Source organism: Saprospira sp. CCB-QB6, assembly GCF_028464065.1.
Taxonomy (GTDB): Bacteria; Bacteroidota; Bacteroidia; order Chitinophagales; family Saprospiraceae; genus Saprospira.
On sequence record NZ_CP116808.1, the window covers coordinates 2,640,719 to 2,657,112 of the forward strand.

Below are 16,394 nucleotides of genomic sequence, written 5' to 3' on the forward strand. Positions count from 1 at the left end.
TAACCCACAGATTGGCTGAGGGGCTGTAGCAGGGCCGCCGAAGGCGGCAGACCCAGCGGGCGCAGCCCGCGCAGGGCCGAGCAGACCTGCGAGCTGCGACATAGCCCGACCCGCCCGAAGGGCGGGGCAGCCCCAAAAAATTAAGAATCAGTTAGGAAAAAAGCAGGGAGAGCTTGGCATTTTTGCAAGTTCGCAAAAATCTATTGTATCTTAGCGACTTGTAAACCCGATTGATAAGCCCTATTTTAGGGCTTTTTTGCATCTTAAGGCAGACAAATTGGCCAAGTTGCCCACGTTTTGTCTTTTGTTATCGTTATCTAAAGGAAATTATGATTGCCTACTTGCATGGTAAGCTCGTATATAAGAGCCCTACAGAATTGATTATGGATGTTGGCGGCGTGGGATATCGTCTCTACATCAGTTTGCAGACCTATCAGGCGGTGCAGGCCTTAGAGCAAGTTAAATTGCTCACGCATCATTTGGTCAAAGAGGACCAAGAGGCCTTATATGGTTTTGCGACGGCGGAGGAGTTGCAGTTATTTGAGCAGCTCATTTCGGTATCAGGAGTGGGGGCCAACACGGCTCGGGTCTTGCTTTCGGCCATGTCGGCCAAAGAGATTCGGGCGGCAATCATAGCCGAGAACGTGGCGGTACTCAAATCGGCCAAGGGGATTGGCCCAAAATCTGCCAAACGGATCATTTTGGAGCTCAAGGACAAATTGCTCAAAGAAAGTGGTGCGGTAAGTGAGGCCATTGCGGCTTCTATTCAGGGTCAAACGGCGGGGGAAAACCCCATTCGCTCGGAGGCTTTGGATGCGCTTTTAGCCTTGGGCTTTAATAAGATCAAGGCCCAAAAGGTATTGAACTCCATTCTTAAAACGGAGCCAGACATGCAGGATGTAGGACAACTCATCAAATTGGCATTGGCTCAAATGACTTAAAACTAGTATTATTCGATAGCAATTTTACCCAATTTTTAGATAGAAACGAAGGGGCATTTTATATGCTAGCCAAGGCCTTATATATATTTTTTTGGGGTCTCCCGCCTTTGGCGGGCGCTACGTTTACTCCCGTTGGTCGTCGAACTGCGGACTAAAGTCCTTGTTGTCGCAGCGCGCTGTTTGCTCGGCCCTGCGGTCTAACGGCCTTGGTCTGTGGCTATGCCGCACTGCTGCAGATCGCTCGGCCAAATATCCTATATGGGTAAAAGATCGGCAAATTGCTTTGGTACTAGTAGGTGTATGCTCTTCGTTTATATCCATCCTCTATCTCCTTTATACTGGCTTGAGGGCCAGAAGAATCAATAGACGCTATCCTTATGAATGCGAAAACTGCAGCTTTGCAGCTACTGCTGTTCTTTCTTTGTGTATCGCAAACAATTGGGGCCAATGGACCCCATTTTTATGGGCCAACATTATCTGCTGGTCCAGATCAGCCTTTAGGGCCAGATATTCCAAGCTATCCCACACAGGATAGTTTACCTCCGATTAGCGAGCGCTTTGGCGATTTTGTCCGCGATCGGAGCAATAATCCCTTTGATCTTAAAGATCCTAAGGCCATTGATAAAAAAGTGACTTATGATCCTCGTTCGGGTTTGTATATCTTGACAGAAACGATCAATGGGAGCAATTATCGTCCACCAGTTTATATGACCTTGGAAGAATACTTGGCCTTTCGGGCCAAGGAAGAAGACCAAGATTATTTTCAGGATCTCTACCTTATGGATCGCCAGCAGGCGGGAGAAGATCCTATAGAGCCCTATAAAGAGCGAATCCAAAATAGTTTGGTCGATCGTCTGTTTTGTGGTAGCAACTTTGATGTGCGTCCACAGGGTAATATTGATTTGACCTTTGGGGCCGACTTTCAACGGATTGCCAACCCTATATTGACTGAGCGGCAGCAACGTCAGGGGGGCTTTGATTTTGATATGAATATGCAGCTCAATGTAGTGGGGAAAATTGGAGAGAAATTGCAGCTCTCTTTTAACTATAATACCCAAGCCACCTTTGATTTTGATCGTCAGATTAAGGTGCAATACCTTACTGATACGCCTTGTTCGGAGGATGATATTGTGCGCAAGATTGATGCGGGTAATGTTAGCTTTCCTTTGCGTACCTCTTTAATTCAGGGACGGCAAAACCTCTTTGGGTTTATGACCGAGCTACAGTTTGGTCGCTTAACGGTTTCTATGGTAGCCTCTCAGAGCCAAACTCAACGTAAAGAAATCTCTATTCAGGGGGGAGCACAACAGCAAACATTTGAGGTAACTGCGGATAACTATGATGAGAATCGCCACTTTTTCCTTTCTCATTATAACCGCAATACTTATGAGGGGAATATGGTGAATTTGCCTCAGATCAATAGCTTGTTCAATATTACTAAAATTGAAGTTTGGGTAACCAATGACCGAAACGTAACAGAAGGCGTTAGGGATGTGGTAGCTTATGCCGACCTTGGAGAAACTGAGGCAGACAATATGCTTAATGCCAACCGTTTGAATGGAGCTACTGAGCAGGGGCGCGATCTTTATGGCCGTCGTCTGCCAGACAACTATGCCAATAGATTGTATGATGAACTCTTGGCCAGTGAACGCGCCCGAGGACTACAAACAGCAGTATCTGAATTGCAGACGGGCTTTAATATGACCGATGCTCAGGATTTCTCTAAGATTAGAGCACGTAAACTATCGGCTTCAGAATATAGCTATCACTCTCAATTGGGTTTCCTCTCTTTGAATGTATCGGTTAAGCCAACTGACGTGATTGCGGTGGCTTATCAGTATACTTATAATGGAAAAACTTATCAGGTAGGAGAGTTTGCTCAGGATTTGCCTATTGATGCAGACACCTTGAATGTTATGCACCTCAAATTACTCAAAGGGGTACGGACCAGAGTAGATTTGCCTATTTGGGATTTGATGATGAAAAATATCTATTCACTAGGGGCCTATCAGGTAAATAGTGAAGACTTTCAATTAGATGTTTTTTATCAAGATCCTGGGGGAGGGGAGAAGCGCTTTATTCCGGAAGGACCTGTTTCTTCAAAACCCTTACTACGTCTATTAAACTTGGATAATCTCAATCGTCAAGGAGATCCTATGCCTGATGGACAATTTGATTTTGTATCTGGCTTAACGATTTTACCACAGAACGGTCGGGTGATTTTCCCCGTTTTAGAGCCCTTCGGTAGTACTTTAGAGAAGGCTTTCCGTTCTGATCCAGATGACCCTAGCACAGTGAGTAATTTAGCCCAGCGCTACGTTTATCAGCAGCTCTATGACTCTACGGTAACTCGAGCTAGAGAATTTCCAGAGTTTAACCGTTTTATTATTCGAGGAAGTTATAAGTCCTCTGTCTCTTCAGAAATTTCTTTAGGTGGATTCAATATTCCTAGAGGGTCTGTAGTTGTTTCTGCAGGTGGTGCTGTCTTGACAGAGGGGAGCGATTACTCCATTGATTATAACTTAGGTAGAATTAAAATTTTGAACGAAGCCTACTTAAATTCGGGCCAGCCAATTCGAGTAGCTTTTGAGGATAACTCTACCTTTGGGTTCAATCGACAGTCCTTTTTTGGTACTCGTTTCGATTACTTCATCAATAAGAACTTTAATATTGGGGGAACCTTTCTGCATTTGTCAGAGCGACCCTTTACCCAAAAGGTAAACTATGGAGATGATCCCATCTCCAATAGTATTTATGGCTTTGATGTACAGTATAGTAGCGAATTGCCATGGCTGACTAAGGCTGTGGATTTCTTGCCTTTAATTTCAACTAAAGAAGCTTCTTCGATAACTTTTAGTGGTGAATTTGCGCATTTATTGCCAGGATCTCCTTCTGTAATTGACCAAGCCAATGATGAAGGCGGAGTTGTCTTTTTAGATGACTTTGAAGGAGCGGCTAGCAACTTCAACCTAACGATTCCCAGTTTAAACTGGCAATTGGCCTCTACGCCAAGGGGGGATGGAAACGATTTATTTCCAGAAGCCAATCTAATTGATAGCCTGCCATATAATAAGAACCGAGCAAGAATAGCCTGGTATCAATTAGATCCAGACCTAATCAGCAATCCACCAAATAATGTAAGTGGTGATGAGGCCAAGAGCGTTTATGTTCGACAGTTCCGTCAGGATGAAATCTTTAGAAATTTTACAGTTTCGGCTATTCAATCCACCTTATTGCGAACTTTTGATTTGGCTTATTATCCAAAAGAAAGAGGCCCCTATAACTTTGATGCTCGCTTCGATACCCTTGAGGCAGAAGAGCATTGGGGGGGCGTTATGCGCAGTATCCAAAATAATGACTTTGAGGCCAATAATATCGAATTTGTAGAGGTTTGGGTCATGAGTCCTTTTAAAGAAGGATATGGTGGAAATGGTGGAGAACTCTATATCGAATTAGGAGATGTCTCTGAGGATATTCTACGTGACTCTCGTCTATTCTTTGAAAATGGACTACCCGCAGATAGTAGTTCCTCTATTCGTACAGATGAAACGAATTGGTCAAGAGTACCCCGTACACAAGCTATTACTAATGCTTTTGATAATGATCCTGATATCCGAGATAAGCAGGATGTGGGCTTAGATGGCTATGATAATGCCAGCGAAGCGATTAAGTATGCAGAATACTTAGATTCACTGGCTGCGATCTATGGTACAGCAAGTACAATTTACCAAGAAGCACTCAATGACCCCGCAGGAGATGACTTCCTCTATTTTAGAGATGATTTTTATGATAATAATACAGCGCCTAATGGGGAAAACCCTATCCTTTGGCGCTATAAGCGCTTCAATAATCCACAGGGGAACTCTACCCCTGATGGCGGAAATACTTCATTTACTTCTACCTCAACCAATATTCCCAATACAGAGGATATTAACCGAGATAATACCTTGAATGAAGAGGAGTCTTATTTTCAGTACCGCATTCCCGTTGAGCGAGTGAACGGTAGCGATGAAATGGCTTTCACACAATATACTTTTGATTCTGTTGGAGTTGATTATGATGGCCCCAATGGTACCGAAACAGTATATTGGTATCAGCTTAAAATTCCAATTGACCAATACACAAAACGCGTGGGTGGAATTAGCGACTTCCGTTCTATTCGCTTCATTAGAATGTATATGACGGGCTTTGAAGAGAAAACTGTAATGCGTTTTGCTCGTTTGGACCTAATCAGAAACCAATGGCGTCGATATACCCGCACACTCCGTGAGCCTGGCGTTTATCTACCCACCGAAAATGATAATGAAACGGCCTTTGATGTAAATGCCGTAAACTATGAGGAAAATAGCCAAAGAACTCCCTACCCCTATGTCTTGCCTCCAGGTGTAGAACGAGAACAAGCTATCGGCTCTTTGGCCAATACGCTGCAAAATGAGCAGTCTCTTTCTGTAAATATCCAAAATTTAAAGGATGGAGATGCTCGGGCAATTTACAAAATCGTAAACTTCGATATGCGGGTTTATGAACGACTCAAAATGTATGTGCATGCCGAGTCTTTACCCGATTGCGCCGTAGAGAATGATCCTGGAGACCTCAAACTCTTTGTCCGCTTAGGTAGCGATTTTGAAAATAACTACTACGAATATGAAATTCCACTAGAAATGTCTACGGCTTTTGGCTCTGCTGATCCCGAAGATATTTGGCTAGAGAATAATGAGCTCAACTTTGGCCTAGATGTTCTACGCAATCTTAAAATTCAACGCGATCTCCTGAATATCTCTCTAAGCTCTTTGTACACGGAAACCGACCCTGATGCCCCCAATAATAATGTGAAAATTATCGGTAATCCCGATTTAGGAGTTGTTAAAGGCGTTATGGTGGGTATCCGAAATACTAAAGATGATGGCTTGAACCGTTGCGGAGAAATCTGGATCAATGAGCTCCGCCTTACTGGCTTTGATGAAAGAGGCGGAACCGCCGCACTCATGCGCACCGACATAAAATTAGCCGATTTGGGACAACTGACGCTTTCTGGTCAGTTCAAATCAATCGGTTTTGGCCAAATTGAACAACGCGTAAACCAAAGAAGCCGCGAACAACTCTTCCAATATGATGTGGCCGGAAACTTTAGCCTAGATAAGTTCTTTCCCAAAAAATGGAAACTGAAAGTACCTTTCTATGCCCAGTATTCTCAAGAAATTCTAACTCCAGAATACGACCCCTATCAGCTAGATATTCGCCTGACGGATAAATTGCGAGCAGCTACTACAGCCGCCGCCCGCGACTCTATTCGCCAACAAGCTCAAACTGTTACAACAATCTCTAGCTTTAACTTTACTAATGTGCGTAAAGAACGAACCGGGAAAAGACGCCTCCCTACAGATTTATCCAACTTTAGCTTTACTTACGCACAAAGTAATAATCATTACCGCTCTCCCATTATCGCTTCAGAAGAGCATATTGAAAACCGCGGAGTGATTGACTATAACTATGCACCAGGCCTCCGCCCCATTTATCCCTTCAAAAAACTCTTTAAGAAGCAAAATAAATGGCTGGCTCTAATTCAAGAATTTAATTTTAACCCTTTACCAAATAGCTTTAGTTTCCGCAACGAAATGCGCCGAAACTTTACCGAAACGACTTACCGCTTTTCAGAAGACGCTTATAGCACTTGGTACGATAAGCGCTTTAGTTGGGACCGCTCTTATAACCTCCAATGGGATTTTGCTAAATCACTCAAATTTAACTTCTCTGCCACAAATAATGGCGTAATCGACGAGCCCTACGGCCGCCTAGATACAGAAGTGAAACGCGATAGCGTTTGGCAGAATATCCAAAACCTTGGACGAAATAAGAATTATCAACATAGCATGACGCTTTCTTATGCCGTACCTCTAGATAAAATTCCCGCACTAGATTGGATTAAAGTGCGCGCCCAATATCAAAGCAATTATAACTGGAGTGTGGCTAGCCTTAATACCGACTCTCTTGGCAATGTGATTGGAAATACCCATAACCGACAACTTAATGTCGATTTTCAATTCACTAAGCTGTACGCAAAGTCTAAGTACCTGAAGAAGATTGATAGCAAACCCAAAAAGAAACCTAAACGCCCCCAAAGAGGCGGAAAAGACGACAAAAAGAAGGAGGAACGAGAACCCTCTATGGCCGAACGCCTCCTTATCCGTCCCTTCCTCCTTATCCGCCGTGGCCGAATTACTTATCAAGAGGATTACGCTACCTCAATCCCCGGCTTTATGGGACAACATAGCGTCCTCGGACAAGATATTAACAGCTTTGGCGCTAATCTGGCCCCCGGTTGGGACTTTATTACGGGACTTAACCCCACTGGCCGTGCCGCTACAACCGCTTGGCTCGATCAAGCCGCTAGCTCTGGCTGGGTAACCGAAAATATTTTCCTTAACCAACAGGTGACGCAATCTCATAACCAAAGCATTTCGGCTAAGTTTACCCTAGAGCCTTTGCCCGACTTTAAGATTGATGTGGACCTCAGCAAAACGCTGACGGAAAACTTCTCCGAGAATTTCAAGATGGATACCATCGGAGGAAGCTTCCAACACCTCAATCCTATGGAAATCGGTTCAGTGAATATTTCTTACCTCCCGATTTTATCTACCTTTGATCAAATCGGAACGAACGGAAGCAACTCTTCAGCGACCTTTGAAGAGTTCGAAAATAACCGCATTATTATCTCTAATCGCATCGGCGATGCCAACGGTATTACCGACTTACACGATGATACTACCAATAATGCAGGCTACCGACTCGGCTATGGCCGCTATCAACAAGATGTCCTGATTCCCGCTTTCTTAGCCGCCTACTCTGGCCAAGATGCCAATACTTTTAAGCTAGGTGATATCCGCGATCTCTTGCCTATGCCGAACTGGAAACTGACCTATAATGGCCTGACCAAAATCGAGCTCTTTAAAAAGTATTTCTCTAGCTTTAGCCTAACGCACGGCTACCAATCAAAATTGACCGTGAATAGCTTCGCTACCGATCTCGACTATGAAGAAGATCCCGAACAAAAAGATCCTAATAGCCTCAACTATTACTCTAGCTTCGAGATCCCCGATATTGTCATCACAGAGCAGTTTATGCCCCTAATCGGTATCGATATGCGCCTGAAAAACGGCCTCTCGGCCCGCTTTAATTACAAGAAATCGAGAAACCTCTCTATGAGCTTTGTCGATTACCAACTCTCAGAAACCAAAACTTCTGAAATTACAGTGGGCTTAGGCATGCTCATCAAAAACTTTACGCCCGAAAAACTGAATATCTTCAAGAAGAAGGGCAAGAAGAAGGATACAAAGAAAAAGAACAATAATTTCGACTTCGATTTTGGCAAAACAATTCCCAAAAATGAGCTGGACATTAAGTTCGATTTCTCTTTCCGAGATGACAAAACGGTCAACCACGTCCTTGACCAAAATAACTCGGTCGCTACTCGCGGAATGCAAACGATCCGAATCTCGCCTTCTATTGATTATGCCATCAATAACCGCCTGACGATCCGATTATTCTACGATTATAACCGCACAATCCCAGCGGTCTCTACCTCTTTCCCCGTCACCAATACCAAGGCCGGGGTTACGGTTCGCCTCTCTTTGGCCCAATAAATGACGGCCAAAATGATTAACGGTCAGTGGAGCTTGCTCTGCTGACCGTTTTTTTATGTTCTGTTTTTTGGGGCCTCCGCAGCAAAGCTGCGGCGCTACGCTTTGGGGCTCGCTATTCGCTCGGCCCTTCGCCAGCAAGCTGGCTCGGTCTGGCCTTCGGCCACCCCGCCGCATCGCTAGGCCAAAAGCGGTATGGCTTGAGTTACTCATTTTTTAGCCGAAGCAGAAGCAATTTATTTTCTTTGGGGCCCAACCGAAAGCTAGCCGCCTTAAAGCTAGGTGGTCCAGCCACAATTTTGGGGTCATTAGAAAAGCCATAGGGCTCTTTGGGGATGCCCCAAAAATTAAGGTCCAGTTGGCCATTCTGATTGAGATCTTGGAAAAAGGCCAAGGCATATTGTCCAGGAGGAAGTTGGCCCAAATCAATGCGCAAAGGCAGTTTTTGAAGCGGAACTACTGCCTTTTTAAGGGCCAATTCTTCTTTTTGAAAACTTTGAGCGCTATGGTAAAGCGCATAATAGAGCTGGCCCTCTACTTTTTGGGCTGACTCTAGCTGAATGATTAGCTGTTGGGCCGAAATTGGGCTAATGCAGAGAAAAAAGAGGGCAAAAACAAGCAAAAAAGGAGGAAACATAAGCAATGGGGATGAGCAAAGTTTGAAAATAAGAGGAGTTTTTATCAAAGGATGGCCGATAAGTTAATTTCATGAGGGGTAAACCACTCATTTATAGATCATTGCGAAGCAATACCGCTTTTGCTGTAGGTTGAAACCTACAGCATCGGCCTAGCGATGTGAAAGGGTGGCCGAAGGCCAGACCGAAGCCCGAAGGGCTGAAGGGCCGAGCAGAGAGCGAGCCCTGAAACGTAGCGCCGCAAGGCGAAGCCGTAGCGGAGGCCCCAAAAAAGAAACAGCAGCATAGAAAAAAAGGTTAAAAATCCAATAGCAGGAAGCCATGAAAAATGTATTACCTTTGGCTTTCAACCAATTAAAAGCGCCCTATGAAATCATTGGAAGAACACCATAACAGCTTGCCTTACCGCAAATCAAATGACGATAATTTTGGGAATGTACTGGACAAAATGTTGCAGGTATATGGCCTAAGTGACAAGATGCGGGAGTTTCAGATTCGGAATTATTGGGAGCAGCAAATGGGGCCAATGATTGCCGAACATACGCAATCGGTTTTTGTGAAAAGGCGGAAATTATTTGTGCGGATGCGTTCGGCGCCTTTGCGTCAGGAATTGATGTATGGCAAGGCCAAGTTATTGGAATTGCTGAATCGGCATTTGGGAGAAGAATACTTGAAGGATGTGGTCATTTTGGCCTAAAACAGCGGAATAGTGTCGCGATTATTGCAAATTTTGGGGCCTACGGCCAGCGGAAAAACAGCATTGGGTATTGCCTTGGCCCAGAAGTACGGGGCGGAGATATTTTCTTGTGATGCTCGGCAATTTTACCGAGAAATGGAGATTGGAACGGCCAAGCCGGATGCCGAAGAATTGGCCGCGGCCCCGCATCATTTTATCAATAGCTTGTCGATAGAGGACAACTATACGGTGGGGGATTATGAGCAGGATATTTTGGCTGCTTTGGCCAATTACTTTGAGCAAAAAGAGCTCGCTATACAATTGGGCGGCTCGGGTTTGTTTGCTCGGGTTACGGCAGAGGGCCTCGATGAGTTTCCGGATGTGCCGGCGGCTGTTCGGGAAGAATTAGAGGCGGAATTGCTGGAAAAAGGTTTGGAAGCTTTGCAGCAAGAATTGGCCGAAAAAGACCCTCAATATTATCAGGAAGTAGATATACAGAATCCGAGGAGATTAGTTCGGGCCCTAGAGATTTGTCGGGCTACGGGTAGTCCTTATAGTAGCTTTAGGCAGCAAAAGCGGGGGGCTCGCCCGTTTACTGTAATAAAGCTAGCCTTAGATTGGCCCAGAGCGCAGCTTTATGAGCGAATTGATCGCAGAGTTTTGCTAATGTTAGATCAAGGCTTAGAGGCTGAGGCTAGAGCATTGTATCCAAAAAGAGATTTATTGTCCTTAAAAACAGTAGGTTATCAGGAGTGGTGGCCTTATTTTGAGGGCCAAATTGATCGGGCCGAGGTGATTCGCTTGATACAGCGGAATAGTCGGCGCTATGCCAAACGGCAGATGAGCTGGTTGCGCAAGGAAAAAGATCTACATTGGATAGATGCTCAATTGCCTTTAGATGAACAAGTTGAGGCCGTTTTGGGCCATTTAAAATCGCTATAATTAACGTTTAGTTGACTCCTAAAGATTGGATATTCTTGACAATGCTCGTATTATTGCGGCCTTAAAGAGAAATATCAGCTTTATATCAAAAATAAGTAAATGAAACAAACGATTAGTTTCCTCTTAGCCCTTTGCTGTAGCTTTCCGCTAGTAGCACAACTTACAGTTACCTTAGACAGCACACAAGATGTGAGCTGTAATGGCAATAACGATGGGGCTGTTTTTGTCACGGCAGACCCTAATGGCTGTAGCTCAACTACAGTATTGATTAATGAGTTTTTAGTAAATGGACCTGGGGCAGGCGACGGAACAGGCTGTGGCGCCAATGGGGACCCTCTTTCAGAAGAATATATTGAGCTTATTGCTCCTGCTGGTACCGATTTGAGTTGTTATGTATTGACCGATGGCGACTGGATTTTGACACTACCCGCAGGGAGCATTGTCCCTGCCGATGGCTTATTTACTATTGGCCATAATAACTCGCCTTTGCATATCACCAACGGAACTACCTTTGACTTAGATGTAGAAGGCTGCAACTGTATCGCTGATGTAGGCACCAGAGTTTGTCAAGATCTTATTTTTACCAATGGAGGAGAGTATTTGACGATGTATGATGCCAGCGGAACCTTTATTGATGGGGTAATTTATGGCAACCCGAGCGGCGTGAATAATACGCCCAGCCCAGGCGATATTATCAGCACCTCTGGTTTGACGGGTTGTGTTGGTAGCGTAACTATTCCTTCTTTGGCTAGCTATGCAACTATCAGTGTTTCTGGCGATGTATATCAGCGCGATCCTGACGGTAGCAGCACCTGGGCCGCAACTAGCAGCATGACGCCAAATGATTGTAACAGTGGAGGAAGTGCTAATCTAAGCTTCCTTTGGTCTAATGGAGATACCACAGAAGACCTTTCTGGCTTGGCTGCAGGGACTTACACCCTAACCGTAACAGATAATAATGGAGCAACAGCTACCGTAAGCGCTACAATCAATGAGCCTACCGCTATTGTGGCCACTTCTAGCTTGACCGATCCCAACTGCCCTAACAGCTTGGATGGCGCTATTGATATTACCGTAAGCGGTGGAGCAAATGCCTATACTTTCGCTTGGTCGAATGGCGAAACAACAGAAGATTTGAGCAATGTTTCTGCAGGTACTTATAGCGTAACTATTACGGACACAACAGGCTGCGAATTGGTGGACAGCTATCAACTCAATACCCCCTCTGGTTTTGCCGTAGCCCTAGATGCTGCCGTTTCACCCCTCTGTAATGGCGATGCCAACGGAACAATTGATGTGACGGTAACGGGTGGCATTGCGCCAATTACTTACCTTTGGTCCAATACTGCTACCACAGAAGACCTTAGCGCTTTGGCCGCTGGCACTTATGCCCTTACCGTGACCGATGGTAACGGCTGTACAGATACTCTCTCTGCCGTTTTGCAAGATCCCGCTGCTTTTACTCCTAGCTTCAATCTGCAAAATGCAAACTGTGAAAACAACAACGGTTTTATTGATTATACCCTAAGTGGTGGTACTGCTCCTTACAGCTATTTGTGGTCTACTGGCGATACCCTAGAAGACCTAGATAGCCTTGCCGCAGGTAGCTATACCCTAACGGTAACCGATGCCAATGCTTGTAGCTTCGCTACTTCAACTGCAATTGTCGTGGGTATGGATACTACTTTCTCTATAGGAATGTCTTTTCAGTTGATAAACTGCCAAGCTCCTAACTCTGGAGGACTAGTTGCTGAACCTGATTTGGGCGCAAGTCCAATTAGCTATGCTTGGTCTACAGGAGATACTACAAGAGCGTTAACTAACCTGATTTCAGGCACTTATACCGTGACAGCTACCGATGCTTCTGGCTGTACTGATGAGTTCACGGCAACCTTGGGCGATCCTCAACAACCTACGCTTAACCCAAGTCTAGGCTATAGCAATCAAGTCGATACCACTATGGATTTGGGAATTACAATTCCCGCCACTACGGGCGCCAATGAAGCTGGCGTAAGTTATAGCTGGACCTATAGCCCCGCAGCTGGCCTAAATCTTAGCTCAGATACCCTAAGCGATATCGAATTGAGCGGCTTGGCTGTCGGAAATTACACAATTACCGTTACGGCTTCTTCCCTCAATGGCTGTGTCCTAAGCGAAACGCTTACGCTAGAAATTACAGAACAACCCGAACCTGCCGTACCTTCGGCCTTTACCCCCAATGGCGATAATATTAACCCCACTTTCCGCGCCCTCTATCTAGATGCGGCCTATGTGGACGAGTTTAAGATTTATAACCGCTGGGGCCAATTGGTCTACGATGATGCCAATAACCCCGTTTGGGACGGCACCATCAATGGCAATGAACAAGCCCGCGATGTATATATCTACCGCATTAGCTACCAGCGCCCACAAGATAGCGAGCCCGTTGTGCTCCGTGGCGAAGTAACGCTTTTGCGCTAAATCACATTAGCCCGATAAAAGAAGAACTCCCCTTGCAGTTGCTGTAAGGGGAGTTTTTTTTGGGGCTGCCCCTGCGGCCGTTGGCCTTGGGTCGGGCTGTCTCGCAGCTCGCTGTTCGCTCGGCCCTTCAGCGCTGCGCGCTTCGGTCTGGCCTGCGGCCACTGCTGCCCATCCCTCAGCCGCGGGCCTTCGGCCCTTTTTAATTGTAGGTTGAAACCCTCATGAATGGAATGGCCTTCGGCCTAGCGATGCGGCGGGGTGGCCGAAGGCCAGACCGAGGGCGGAACAAAGTGGAGCCTGAAGGGCCGAGCAGACCTGCGAGCCCTGAAGCGTAGCGCCGCAAGGCGAAGCCGCAGCGGAGGCCCCAAAAAATCAGCAACAGAAACAAAAAAAGCGGGCCCGCAGCAAAAATGCTACAGACCCGCTTAAAATGAAAAAAGCACTGACTTACGTTAGTGCTTTTTTGCGGTCTGGACGGGACTCGAACCCGCGACCCCCTGCGTGACAGGCAGGTATTCTAACCAACTGAACTACCAGACCAGTGATGCCCTCTCTTTGAGTGCGACACAAATATAAGACGGCCTTTTGGACTTTCCAAATCTATTTTTAGAAATAGGCGTTTTTTTTCAAATAAAAAGAGAAAAACAAGCCCTTAAGCCCTAAAGACGGCCAATATTAGTACACAATTCTAGAAAGGCTAGCAATGACAGCCGAAAGACGGACCGACTCAAATACTCGAGCTTCTGAGCTGCCAAGGCCCAATAATGAAGCCTCATGAGATTTTACACAAGCCTCACAACCATTTACAGCAGAAACAGCCAAACTAACGAGCTCGAAAAATTCTTTGCCCAAAACAGGGTTCATCATGATATTCATACGCAAGCCAGCGCGCATCGTCTCATAAGATTCTTTGCCCATATAGTGGCGGAAACGGTAAAATACATTGTTGGCGCTCAACAAAGAACTACAAGCAATAGCATCGGCAATCTCCGCTTCTGTGGCTTCGCTCTCCCGCGCTTGTTGAGTAAAGGCTTTTTCTAGGACCGTATTGTGCAAGGCATTGGCAATAGCTAGGCTAATGAGTGCCACCTCTTTGGCATTTAGCTCCTTAGAACGACGAAAGCCCTTGAGGTTCATGCGCAAATCACGCAAATATTTAGAATCCCCTTGGATGAGTTGCTCCAAGCTAGGCGTGCTATAATCTTCAGGAAGGCCAAGATCGGCCAACAAATCATTTAGTGTACTGGCAAGCATTGTATCTTAGTTTTTAGATAGATGTTTAAAAAAAGCTGCGCTTCCTGGGGAAAGCGCAGCTATATAAGTGAACTCATTTTTAATAATGAGTGCTTTCTCCAATCTTAATTAGACAGTAAGAGTAGCTTCCCCTTTCTTCCAGTTACAAGGGCAAAGCTCGTCCGTTTGCAAACCATCAAGTACGCGGATCACTTCTTCTACGTTACGACCTACGCTAAGGTCATTGACGCTAACAAAACGAATTACGTTATCAGGATCAATGATGAAAGTTGCACGGTAAGCAATGCGCTCATTAGGCTCCAAAATACCCAAATCCTCAGCCAAAGACTTAGAAGTGTCCGCTAGCATAGGAAACTGCAAACCACGTAGGTCCTCATGGTCATGTCTCCAAGCCAAGTGAACAAACTCAGAGTCAGTAGAAGCACCAATTAGTGCAGTGTCACGATCGCGGAACTCATCAAAGGCGTTGTTGAACTCAGCAATTTCTGTAGGACAAACGAAAGTAAAATCCTTGGGCCACCAGAACATAACTGTCCAGCGATTGTCTTCATTCTTGAAGTCATTAACAAGCTCAGCAAACTCTTTCCCTTTTTCTAGAGAAACAACTGCTTGCTTTTTAAATTGAGGAAACTCAGAGCCGATTGAAAGTAGGCGATTCATACTAGTTTTATTTTAAGTTGTCAAACAAAAGTTACGAAAGCTTAATTTTACAAGGAGGCGAAACCTTGACTTTCGTTCTATCTTGCTAACACAAAAATACGGCAGTCGTTTAAATAAATCGAATTGATTTTTTTGATAAAAATATAGGCTCCGTCTATATGTTCCTTGTTTTGAAATAAAAAAATATGCATACCAAGTAATTCCAAATTTTTTATCCCCAAAATAGCTTTATGTATTCAATAATTAGGTAAAATTTTTTCCATGCCTACACTCACTCAATTAGAATATATTGTAGCCGTAGATCTACATCGGCATTTTGGAGCTGCTGCTCAACACTGCTATGTGACGCAACCCACCCTGAGTATGCAAATCAAAAAAGCGGAAGAAGAATTGGGAATTAGTCTGTTTGACCGTAGCCGTCAACCTATTATGCCTACCGATATGGGGCGCTTAATTATTGAACAAGGCCGAGTAATCCTCCGAGAACGAGATCGTCTAAATGAATTGGTCGCTGGCTTCAAAAATGAATTGCAAGGCAGCCTCCGCCTAGGCGTTATCCCCACCCTTGCCCCTTATCTCTTGCCTAAGTTTGTCGGTAACCTGGTCCGAAATTATCCAAAAATTTCTCTAGAAGTGGTAGAACTCTCTACCGAAGAATTAAGCGAAGCCCTACAAACAGACCAAGTAGATTTAGGCTTGCTCGTTACTCCTTTTAATCATCCCCAAATTTATACGTTGCCCCTCTTCTATGAAGAGATCCAACTCTATATCCACGAACGACACCCCCTCTTTAAAGAAAAGGAGGTCGCCGCCGAACAACTCAAAGGCAAAAGCCTCTGGCTCCTCCGACAAGATCACTGTTTCCGAAATCAGATGATCAATCTCTGCAAAATGCCCCAAGAACAACAACAATTGCCCTTCCGCTTCGATAGCGGCTCTCTAGAAGCTTTGCAACGCTTGGTCGATCAAGAAGGGGGCTTTACGCTTCTGCCCGAATTGGCCTGCCGCCCAGAACAAGGCCCTCGCCTTCGTCCTATTTCCCCAAAACCCCTGCGAGAGGTGAGCCTTGCCCATGTTCGCAATTTTGCCAAAACCAGATGGATCGATATCCTCAAAGAGGAGATTTTAGCGGCCCTGCCCGAACGAATGCAGCTGGCCCAAGACGGACAAGTAGTCGATTGGCAATAAC

At 45.2% G+C, this 16,394-nt stretch carries 9 protein-coding genes and 1 tRNA gene; 6 read left to right on the forward strand and 4 right to left on the reverse strand.

Annotation, left to right across the window (positions count from 1 at the left end; genetic code table 11):
* Window positions 1-329: 329 nt before the first annotated feature.
* Window positions 330-941 carry a Holliday junction branch migration protein RuvA gene (gene ruvA, locus PPO43_RS10230; protein ID WP_272617458.1) on the forward strand — a complete coding sequence of 204 codons (612 nt, stop codon included), beginning with the start codon at window positions 330-332 and terminating at the stop codon, window positions 939-941.
* A gap of 377 nt (window positions 942-1,318) precedes the next feature.
* Window positions 1,319-8,581 (forward strand): T9SS outer membrane translocon Sov/SprA, encoded by a 7,263-nt coding sequence (gene sov / locus PPO43_RS10235; protein ID WP_272617460.1) that lies wholly within the window; start codon window positions 1,319-1,321, stop codon window positions 8,579-8,581.
* Window positions 8,582-8,783: 202 nt separating this feature from the next.
* Here the strand turns inward: sov and PPO43_RS10240 are convergent, their stop codons facing one another.
* Entirely contained in the window at window positions 8,784-9,215 is a 432-nt protein-coding gene (locus PPO43_RS10240) for a DUF2141 domain-containing protein (RefSeq protein ID WP_272617462.1), read from the reverse strand.
* 365 nt (window positions 9,216-9,580) lie between these two features.
* Here PPO43_RS10240 and PPO43_RS10245 point away from each other — a divergent pair, with 365 nt between their 5' ends.
* The 3 genes from PPO43_RS10245 (at window position 9,581) to PPO43_RS10255 (ending at window position 13,291) form a co-directional block, all read left to right on the forward strand.
* Window positions 9,581-9,910, forward strand: coding sequence for a DUF721 domain-containing protein (locus tag PPO43_RS10245; protein WP_272617464.1), 330 nt, complete (start codon window positions 9,581-9,583; stop codon window positions 9,908-9,910).
* Window positions 9,911-9,922: 12 nt separating this feature from the next.
* Window positions 9,923-10,831 (forward strand): tRNA (adenosine(37)-N6)-dimethylallyltransferase MiaA, encoded by a 909-nt coding sequence (gene miaA / locus PPO43_RS10250; protein WP_272617466.1) that lies wholly within the window; start codon window positions 9,923-9,925, stop codon window positions 10,829-10,831.
* A 99-nt stretch (window positions 10,832-10,930) separates the two neighbouring features.
* Window positions 10,931-13,291, forward strand: coding sequence for a gliding motility-associated C-terminal domain-containing protein (locus tag PPO43_RS10255; RefSeq protein ID WP_272617468.1), 2,361 nt, complete (start codon window positions 10,931-10,933; stop codon window positions 13,289-13,291).
* Window positions 13,292-13,757: 466 nt separating this feature from the next.
* On the opposite strand, the gene PPO43_RS10260 is transcribed toward PPO43_RS10255, so the two are convergent.
* The 3 genes from PPO43_RS10260 to PPO43_RS10270 form a co-directional block, all read right to left on the reverse strand.
* Window positions 13,758-13,831 (reverse strand) — tRNA-Asp (locus tag PPO43_RS10260).
* Window positions 13,832-13,966: 135 nt separating this feature from the next.
* A complete protein-coding gene (locus tag PPO43_RS10265; protein ID WP_272617470.1) occupies window positions 13,967-14,545 on the reverse strand; it encodes a carboxymuconolactone decarboxylase family protein in 579 nt (192 codons plus the stop codon).
* Between the two features lie 108 nt (window positions 14,546-14,653).
* Window positions 14,654-15,205, reverse strand: coding sequence for a peroxiredoxin (locus PPO43_RS10270; protein WP_272617472.1), 552 nt, complete (start codon window positions 15,203-15,205; stop codon window positions 14,654-14,656).
* 261 nt (window positions 15,206-15,466) lie between these two features.
* Here PPO43_RS10270 and PPO43_RS10275 point away from each other — a divergent pair, with 261 nt between their 5' ends.
* Window positions 15,467-16,393 (forward strand): hydrogen peroxide-inducible genes activator, encoded by a 927-nt coding sequence (locus PPO43_RS10275; protein ID WP_272617474.1) that lies wholly within the window; start codon window positions 15,467-15,469, stop codon window positions 16,391-16,393.
* The last annotated feature ends 1 nt before the right edge of the window (window position 16,394 follow it).

Coding starts and splice junctions, on each gene's coding strand:
- PPO43_RS10245 (WP_272617464.1), top strand. CDS start 9,581: ATGAAATCATTGGAAGAACACCATAACAGCTTGCCTTACCGCAAATCA.
- sov (WP_272617460.1), top strand. CDS start 1,319: ATGAATGCGAAAACTGCAGCTTTGCAGCTACTGCTGTTCTTTCTTTGT.
- PPO43_RS10255 (WP_272617468.1), top strand. CDS start 10,931: ATGAAACAAACGATTAGTTTCCTCTTAGCCCTTTGCTGTAGCTTTCCG.
- PPO43_RS10275 (WP_272617474.1), top strand. CDS start 15,467: ATGCCTACACTCACTCAATTAGAATATATTGTAGCCGTAGATCTACAT.
- ruvA (WP_272617458.1), top strand. CDS start 330: ATGATTGCCTACTTGCATGGTAAGCTCGTATATAAGAGCCCTACAGAA.
- PPO43_RS10270 (WP_272617472.1), bottom strand. CDS start 15,205: ATGAATCGCCTACTTTCAATCGGCTCTGAGTTTCCTCAATTTAAAAAG.
- PPO43_RS10240 (WP_272617462.1), bottom strand. CDS start 9,215: ATGTTTCCTCCTTTTTTGCTTGTTTTTGCCCTCTTTTTTCTCTGCATT.
- PPO43_RS10265 (WP_272617470.1), bottom strand. CDS start 14,545: ATGCTTGCCAGTACACTAAATGATTTGTTGGCCGATCTTGGCCTTCCT.